We start from the raw sequence: 7,541 nt of genomic DNA on the forward strand, positions 1-7,541 counted from the left end.
TTTATTGAATTTGTCTTAAAGGCTAATGGTTTATGTGGTTAATTGAAGTTCCGAACATCATATTGTGGCGTTAAAGGAAACATGGCTATAAATATCGGCTAAGGTTACATCGAATCCCATCGAAACAAAAGTTAATGTATCAGAAATATCCTGGTGTTGATGAAGTGCCCACTTTTGTTCATCATTAATATAATAAGCCTCTACCGACATAGATTCCGAATCGATCATGATGTATTCTTTTAATGATGGAATATCTTTATACAGGTTAAACTTTTTTCCTCTATCGTAATTTTTGGTAGAAGGTGACAGAATTTCAATAATCACCGTTGGTAAAATTGAGGTGTCTCCGTCAATCTCGCTGTGTATTAATTCATTACAGTAGATCGATATATCTGGATAGGTAAATAACGTATTCTCAGGAATATTCATTCGTTTATCGCTTCCATAAGCCCTGCAAGGCTTGCCCTTAAGTTTGTGAACTATCTCTCCGAAAACATTGCTGAAAATCTCGTTATGATTATCACCCGCACCCGACATGGCAAATATCTCCCCCTGGAAATACTCGTGCTTTATTGTTGATGGTTTTTCCAGCTCCAAATACTCCTCAACAGTATAATGCCTTTTATGGTATGCTACGGCTGGTTCATTTACAATCTCATCCATATCTCTCAATTTATTGAATTTGTCCTAAAGGTTAATGGTTTAAGTGGATAATTGAAGTTCCGAACATCATATTGTGGCGCTAAAGGAAACATGCTTATAAATATCGGCTAAGGTTACACCGAATCCCATCGAAATAAAAGTTAATGTATCAGAAATACCCTGGTGTTGATGAAGTATCCAATTTTGTTCATCATTAAAATAATAAGCCTCTACAGATACAGATTCCGAATCGATCATGATGTATTCCTTTAATGATGGAATATCTTTATACAAGTTGAACTTTTTCCCCCTGTCATAATTTTTGGTTGAAGGTGACAGGATTTCAATAATCACAGTAGGTAAAATCGCGGTATCCTCATCAAATTCGCTATGCGTTAATCCATTGCAATAGATAGAAATATCCGGATAAGTAAATAACGTATTCTTGGGGATATTCATTCTCATGTCACTTCCGAAAGGAATGCATTTTGAACCTTTTAGTTTAGAAAAAAGAAGCCCGAAAACATCTGAAAATATAAGATTATGGTTAAAGGCTGCCCCCGACATCGCAAATATTTCCCCTTGAGAATATTCATGTTTCACTGTTGATACCTTTTCCATCTCCAGGTATTCCTCAATAGTATAATGTCTTTTTTGATAAGCTACAGCTGGTTCATTTACAATCTCATCCATGTACGAATTTACCAATGTTTTACCTAAGGATAAATATTATAAACGATTAAGTATTTAAAACGGATATCGGTTGGTTAATTGTTTAAACTGGTTAATCGGTTAACTGCAAACTAAGTACTGGGAAATGGTTAATCGGTTAATTGTTCAAATCGGTTAACTGTAAATTGCCAACTAAGTACTGTGAAATGGTTAATCGGTTAACTGTTTAAATCGGTTAACCGTAAACTGCCGACTAAAAATTGGAAACTGGTAATTGAGAACTGCCAGCTGAAAACTGCCAACTGAACTAGTGTCCGGCAAAGAAACCAATCAATGCTACACCAATACCCAATAAAACGGCAATCATTTTTCGGGTATTGATTTTATGGTCGGCACTCGATTCAAATAGGATGGTGGTAGAGATGTGCAAGAAAATACCGATTACAATACCCATAATCTTATTAAAATACGCGTCTAAACCGCCAATAGTTCCATTGCTTAAGCCAACGCTTACATAAAAGCCTAGTGGCGCCATAATAGCAAAAACAAGAAGATAGAATATAATACTGCTTTTTTTGAAATGGTTTTGCAATAATATGCTGGCCAGGGCAAAGGCTGCCGGGATATGGTGTAAAGAAATTCCGAAAATTAATTCGTTGTGCTGTTCCTTTGCCAGGGGCATGCCTTCTAAAAAGGCATGTAAACACAAACTGATCATAATCCCAATTGGGAAAACATGCCCATCGTGATGTTTATGGATATGACCGTGCTCCACACCCTCAGAGAATTGTTCAAGAAAAATTTGTAACAGGAAACCAATCAGTATAAAAATACCAATCTCTGATTTGTCGGGTCCGCTGTAAGCATCGGGAATTAAATGTAAAACCGTAATGGCAAATAGATAAGCGCCACTGAACGACAAAATCAGTTTCAGTAGTTTAGACTTATCGCTTTTTACCAAAAAAATGGCTGTTCCGCCTAAGAAGGCACAGAAAAAGAGTACGCAGAGTTTCCAGATTTCCATAGTTAAAAATCAGGTTGTAATTTTTTAAATATTCTCGAACAGATCATGCCTATGGTTATACCCAACAAAGCACCCATAGTTACATCGACAGGGTAATGAACACCCACATATACCTGTGCAAAACTGATGATCAATGCCCAGAATATGCCGATAGGCAAAATAGGTTTCCATCTGCTGTAAAAAATACAGATCAAAAAAACGGCTATCGCAAAATGATTGGTGGCGTGGGCCGAAGGAAAACTTAAACCGCTTCCACAAGGTACACGGTGGATAATGTAGTTGGAAAGGTTTAGATCGTTGCAGGGCCTTACGCGCGATACCCAGGGTTTTACCACTCTCGAAGCGATTAAATCGCCCATGGCAAAAGTGAAAAGTACCATGCCGATAATGTAATACCCCTGTTTTTTATATTGCTTGATGCAGAAAACGATAATAAAAAGATAAAGCGGCGACCAAAAAAAACGGTTGCGCATTAATGGCATCAGCCAGTCAAAAAAGCTATTTGAAAGTCCGCGGTGGATTTTCAAAAACAATTCTACATCAAATTGCTGTATGCTTTCTATCATGCTTTTTTACAGATTAGAATTAAGCGGTCCGAACTGCATTCATCAAAATCATCCAAAGCATAACTGCCAAATGTTTTTTCGATCACCATTCCAGCTTTGGTAAGCATGCGCTGAAAGTCTTCAAAACTGAAAGCCTGAACGCGTTCTTCGAAATTATAAACCTTTTGCTGGTCTTCGAAATTGATCTTTTTGATGATCTTTCCATCAATCACATTTTTGGTGATATTGAAAGTAATGCCATCGAGCGATTTTGTTTCGCAAGAATTTAAGTTACGGATAATCTTTTCGGTGTTAAAGTAATCGAGCACCAAAATGCCTTCCGCGGTTAAACACTTTCTGAAAGTTTTAAGTGCGTTTACGTGGTCTTTCTCGGTATCGAAATAGCCAAAGCTGGTAAATAGGTTTAAGGCAACATCAAAGTAGTTGATGTAAAAAAGCCTGCGCATATCGTGCACGAGGAAATGCAGTTTGCTGTTCTCGAACTGTTTGGCGTATTTAATGCTTTGCTCAGATAAATCTATTCCGGTAACATCAAAACCTTTTTTGTTGAGATAAATGGAATGGCGGCCTTTTCCACAGGCAATATCCAGCATTTTAGCCTCTGCCTTTGGGTGAAGGAAATGCGTAAGTTTATCGATGAAAAACTCGGCTTCAGCATCATTTCGTTGTTGATATAGAATATGATAATATGGCGAATTAAACCAATATTGAAACCACTTGCGCTGCATATAAAAGCCGTTTGTATCTTAAAAAGATGCAAATATAAGCTTTTACTATCGCTAGTAAAGTTAGAATATACTTTTATGCAATAAAGTTGCAGGAATATTATGAATACCCATCCCAATTAAACACACGTTTGTTTTTTATGCTTTGCCCATTTCTATAAAATTGAACCTGCAGATAGATATAAAAACAATGTAAATTAACTTGCATAAGCCCGCTAAAATAGCGGCTGTCTTGTTTTTTTTCTTATTTTTGAGACTCAAATAAATTAGATACAGTGACTTTAATAAAATCGATTTCAGGAATACGAGGAACCATTGGCGGAAGAGCTGGCGACGGCTTGACCCCATTTGATATTGTGAAATTTACAGCTGCTTATGGGAGCTGGGTAATACAGAAAACAGGCAATAAAAGAATTGTTTTAGGTCGTGATGCCCGTATTTCGGGAGAAATGGTAAACAATTTGGTTATTGGAACTTTACAGGGTTTGGGTATTGAGGTAATCGATTTAGGTTTATCTACTACGCCAACTGTAGAAGTTGCGGTACCTGATGAAAAAGCAGGCGGTGGTATCATTTTAACAGCAAGCCATAACCCTAAACAATGGAATGCCTTGAAATTACTGAATGCAAACGGCGAATTTATTAGCGATGCGGAGGGAAAAGAAGTTTTAGATTTAGCAGAAAGTGCTGATTTTGATTTCGCTGACGTAGATAAACTAGGTAAAGTAATCAAAAACGATACTTATCTTCAAAAGCATATTGATAAAGTTCTGGCATTGCCTTTGGTGGATGTTGAAGCGATTAAAAAAGCCGATTTTAAAGTTGTAATTGACTGTGTAAATTCAACAGGTGGTATTTTTATCCCTGCTTTGTTAAAAGCTTTGGGTGTAAATAAGGTGGTAGAATTGTATTGTACTCCGGATGGTCATTTTCCGCACAACCCTGAACCGTTACCAGAAAATTTAACTGAAATATCTAAAGAAGTGCAAAAACAAAATGCCGATTTAGGTATTGTAGTTGATCCGGATGTTGACCGTTTATGTTTCGTAAATGAAGATGGCAGCATGTTTGGAGAAGAATATACTTTAGTTGCTGTTGCAGATTATGTGTTGAAAAACACTCCGGGAAATACCGTTTCAAACCTTTCATCAACAAGGGCTTTGCGCGATGTGACCGAAAAAGCTGGTTCAGAATACAATGCATCAGCAGTAGGAGAGGTGAATGTGGTAAACAAAATGAAGGCTACAAATGCCATTATTGGTGGCGAAGGAAACGGAGGAATTATTTACCCTGAATCGCACTATGGTAGAGATGCTTTAGTGGGTATTGCTTTATTCTTAACACATTTGGCTAAATTTGGCAAATCGATCTCCGTACTAAGAGCCAGTTATCCACAATACCACATTTCTAAAAACAAGATTACCCTTACGCCAGAAATGGATATTGATAACCTGTTGAAACAGGTAGAAGAGAAATATAAAAATCAGCCATATAGCACAATTGATGGTTTGAAGATAGAATTTGATAAAACTTGGGTACATTTGCGTCGTTCCAACACTGAACCCATCATCCGGATTTACAGTGAAGCAGAAAATGAAACCATTGCTGAGAGTTTAGCAAACAAGATTATTTCTGACATTAAAGAAATATTACACCTTTAGTCCAAAAAGATTTTAGGCTTAAGCATACCGGTCAGGGTTTAATAAAACGATTAAGCCCCGACCTTTTAAAAGTAAATGACCCTTAGCAAGGCACATTTGCAACACACTAACTTATAAATATTCGTAGAAATGAAAAGGGTCTATTTAGATAATGCAGCCACAACACCTTTGGATGCGGCAGTAATCGCGGAAATGACAAACGTGATGGAAAACTATTTTGGTAACCCATCTGCCATTCATGCGCTTGGTCGCGAGGTAAGAACGCTTGTAGAGAAAGCCCGTAAAACCGTTTCTGGTTTACTAAATGCATCACCATCTGAAGTGTTTTTTACCTCAGGCGGTACTGAAGCCGATAACACGGCTATCCGTTGCGGTATTGCAGCTTATGGCATCAAACATGCCATTACTTCAAAAATAGAACATCATGCAGTTGAGCATACGTTAAATACCATGCTAAAAAATGGTGAAATCGATAAATTAAGTTTCGTTAATATCGACGGAAAAGGAAATGTTGATTACAACCATTTGGAAGTACTGCTCCAAAATAACGAACGTACTTTTGTTTCGTTAATGCATGCCAATAACGAATTGGGTACCTTAACCGATATGGTTAAAGTTGGCGATATCTGCGAAAAATACAATGCCATTTACCATGCCGATACAGTTCAAACCATGGGCCATTATCCGCATAATGTGCGTGAGCTTAAAGCACATTTTATCGTATGCGCAGCACACAAACTTCACGGACCTAAAGGTGTTGGCTTTTTATATGTAAACAGCAATATTAAAATCCCACCGATGATTTATGGTGGCGCGCAAGAACGCAACATGCGTGGCGGTACCGAAAATGTATATGGTATCGTTGGATTGGCCAAGGCTTTAGAAATTGCTTATGCAGAGATGGATCAGCACCAGGCACATATCCAGGGTTTAAAAGATTATTTAAAAGCACAGCTGATTGCTGAAATTCCTGGTATTGCCTTTAATGGCGAAACCGATGCTGATAAAAGTTTATATACCGTATTGAACGTGTCTTTCCCGGAAATGGAGATGGCGGATATGTTGCTGTTCAATCTGGATATCAACGGTATCTGTGCTTCTGGTGGTAGCGCTTGTTCTTCGGGTTCTAACATTGGTTCGCATGTGTTAACTGGTATTAATGCCGATCCAAACCGTCCATCGGTACGTTTTTCATTTAGTAAGTATACCACTAAAGAAGAGCTGGATTATGTAATCGAAAAAGTTAAAATGGTTGTAAAGCAGAATGCTTTAGCATAAAATATCATTAACCAAATAGGAGAGTCTCAATGAAAATTGGGACTTTTTTGTGGACAAAAAATAGCTGATTTTTTGGAAAGCAGGGGCCGCATTTCATTTTATGGTTCGTCCTGCTTTCCGTTTCAAGTCCTCGCTGCGCTGTGGGCTTTACACTCCAATCAGGTTTATAAACAGTAACTGGTGCTGCTATTAGCAGATAAATCAGATGCGTAGAATTTGCTTTGCGCCCTGCAACCCCGAATAGTTATGCTGGCTGTACCACCTAAACCTGATCGTAGTGGTCCCGACTTTACATCGGGAAGTAACGAAGAGCGGGAGGATATCTCCCTAAATGTCACTGAACCTGATTTCCAAAATAATTAATGGCTTTTATAGTATGTGTAGATTGCCATCAGCTATTAAAAAAGAAAATCCTTGCAAAGTTCAGAAATTAAACTTATATTTAGTTAATACAAAGGCAATCCGCGCCATTTTAATGTAATTCCTAAACGAAACCTTATCAAATTCCCGTGGTATAAGGCTAAGCAAATTTTAAAATAGCTTTTTATTATTATTAAAATTGTTAACCCTGAAAACTAGCCAAGTTTTCAATAATCTATATCGTCATGGAAAAGAACCGCAACACTCAGAATCTGGAAAACGCTAAACTGGAAGAAAAATTAAATGAGGAGAGAAAACACATTTATAAATTTATTTTCAATCCTTTTTCATTCGAATCTTCAAACCATTTTAATAAAATCCATAAAAGAAGATTTCATTCTTTCGGATGTATTCATGAACTAGGAAAATTACCTGGAGCGATGTTGTAATTGCCACAAATAAACGTATTTGAATAAAAGTATCAGCTTTTCTCGATTCCATGGTTGGTGGCTCACCAAGCATTAGAACATTCCTATGCCCGATCTGGTTACTTAGTTGGCGCCTCACCACGCATTAAGCTATGTTTTTTTGATTCCTTGGTTGGTGGCTCATC

Annotated in this window: 8 protein-coding genes; 3 read left to right on the forward strand and 5 right to left on the reverse strand. The window is 37.5% G+C overall.

Annotation, left to right across the window (positions count from 1 at the left end; all coding sequences use genetic code 11):
• Nucleotides 1-57 precede the first annotated feature (57 nt).
• The 5 genes from R2S57_RS19885 to R2S57_RS19905 form a co-directional block, all read right to left on the reverse strand.
• Nucleotides 58-663: a Uma2 family endonuclease gene (locus tag R2S57_RS19885; protein WP_316846688.1), complete on the reverse strand. Its 606-nt coding sequence runs from the start codon at nt 661-663 to the stop codon at nt 58-60.
• A gap of 66 nt (nt 664-729) precedes the next feature.
• Nucleotides 730-1,350, reverse strand: coding sequence for a Uma2 family endonuclease (locus R2S57_RS19890; protein ID WP_316846689.1), 621 nt, complete (start codon nt 1,348-1,350; stop codon nt 730-732).
• Between the two features lie 271 nt (nt 1,351-1,621).
• Nucleotides 1,622-2,338, reverse strand: a complete 717-nt coding sequence (locus R2S57_RS19895; protein ID WP_316846690.1) for a ZIP family metal transporter — start codon at nt 2,336-2,338, stop codon at nt 1,622-1,624.
• A gap of 2 nt (nt 2,339-2,340) precedes the next feature.
• On the reverse strand, nt 2,341-2,904 hold the full coding sequence (locus R2S57_RS19900; protein WP_316846691.1) for a phosphatase PAP2 family protein: 564 nt from the start codon (nt 2,902-2,904) through the stop codon (nt 2,341-2,343).
• Nucleotides 2,901-3,632 (reverse strand): class I SAM-dependent methyltransferase, encoded by a 732-nt coding sequence (locus R2S57_RS19905; protein WP_316846692.1) that lies wholly within the window; start codon nt 3,630-3,632, stop codon nt 2,901-2,903. The genes R2S57_RS19900 and R2S57_RS19905 overlap by 4 nt, the downstream gene beginning before the upstream one ends.
• 272 nt (nt 3,633-3,904) lie before the next feature.
• Between R2S57_RS19905 and glmM the strand changes: the two genes are divergently transcribed.
• The 3 genes from glmM (at nt 3,905) to R2S57_RS19920 (ending at nt 7,377) form a co-directional block, all read left to right on the forward strand.
• Complete coding sequence (gene glmM / locus R2S57_RS19910) at nt 3,905-5,290, forward strand: phosphoglucosamine mutase (protein ID WP_316846693.1); 1,386 nt, start codon at nt 3,905-3,907, stop codon at nt 5,288-5,290.
• Between the two features lie 129 nt (nt 5,291-5,419).
• Nucleotides 5,420-6,568 (forward strand): cysteine desulfurase family protein, encoded by a 1,149-nt coding sequence (locus tag R2S57_RS19915; protein WP_316846694.1) that lies wholly within the window; start codon nt 5,420-5,422, stop codon nt 6,566-6,568.
• Between the two features lie 605 nt (nt 6,569-7,173).
• The gene (locus R2S57_RS19920) at nt 7,174-7,377 is read left to right on the forward strand and encodes a hypothetical protein (RefSeq protein WP_316846695.1); all 204 of its coding nucleotides are present in this window, start codon (nt 7,174-7,176) and stop codon (nt 7,375-7,377) included.
• Nucleotides 7,378-7,541: the final 164 nt, after the last annotated feature.

Source organism: Pedobacter psychrodurus (assembly GCF_032678585.1).
Lineage (GTDB): Bacteria > Bacteroidota > Bacteroidia > Sphingobacteriales > Sphingobacteriaceae > Pedobacter > Pedobacter psychrodurus_A.

Coding starts and splice junctions, on each gene's coding strand:
- R2S57_RS19905 (WP_316846692.1), bottom strand. CDS start 3,632: ATGCAGCGCAAGTGGTTTCAATATTGGTTTAATTCGCCATATTATCAT.
- R2S57_RS19895 (WP_316846690.1), bottom strand. CDS start 2,338: ATGGAAATCTGGAAACTCTGCGTACTCTTTTTCTGTGCCTTCTTAGGC.
- R2S57_RS19900 (WP_316846691.1), bottom strand. CDS start 2,904: ATGATAGAAAGCATACAGCAATTTGATGTAGAATTGTTTTTGAAAATC.
- R2S57_RS19920 (WP_316846695.1), top strand. CDS start 7,174: ATGGAAAAGAACCGCAACACTCAGAATCTGGAAAACGCTAAACTGGAA.
- R2S57_RS19915 (WP_316846694.1), top strand. CDS start 5,420: ATGAAAAGGGTCTATTTAGATAATGCAGCCACAACACCTTTGGATGCG.
- R2S57_RS19885 (WP_316846688.1), bottom strand. CDS start 663: ATGGATGAGATTGTAAATGAACCAGCCGTAGCATACCATAAAAGGCAT.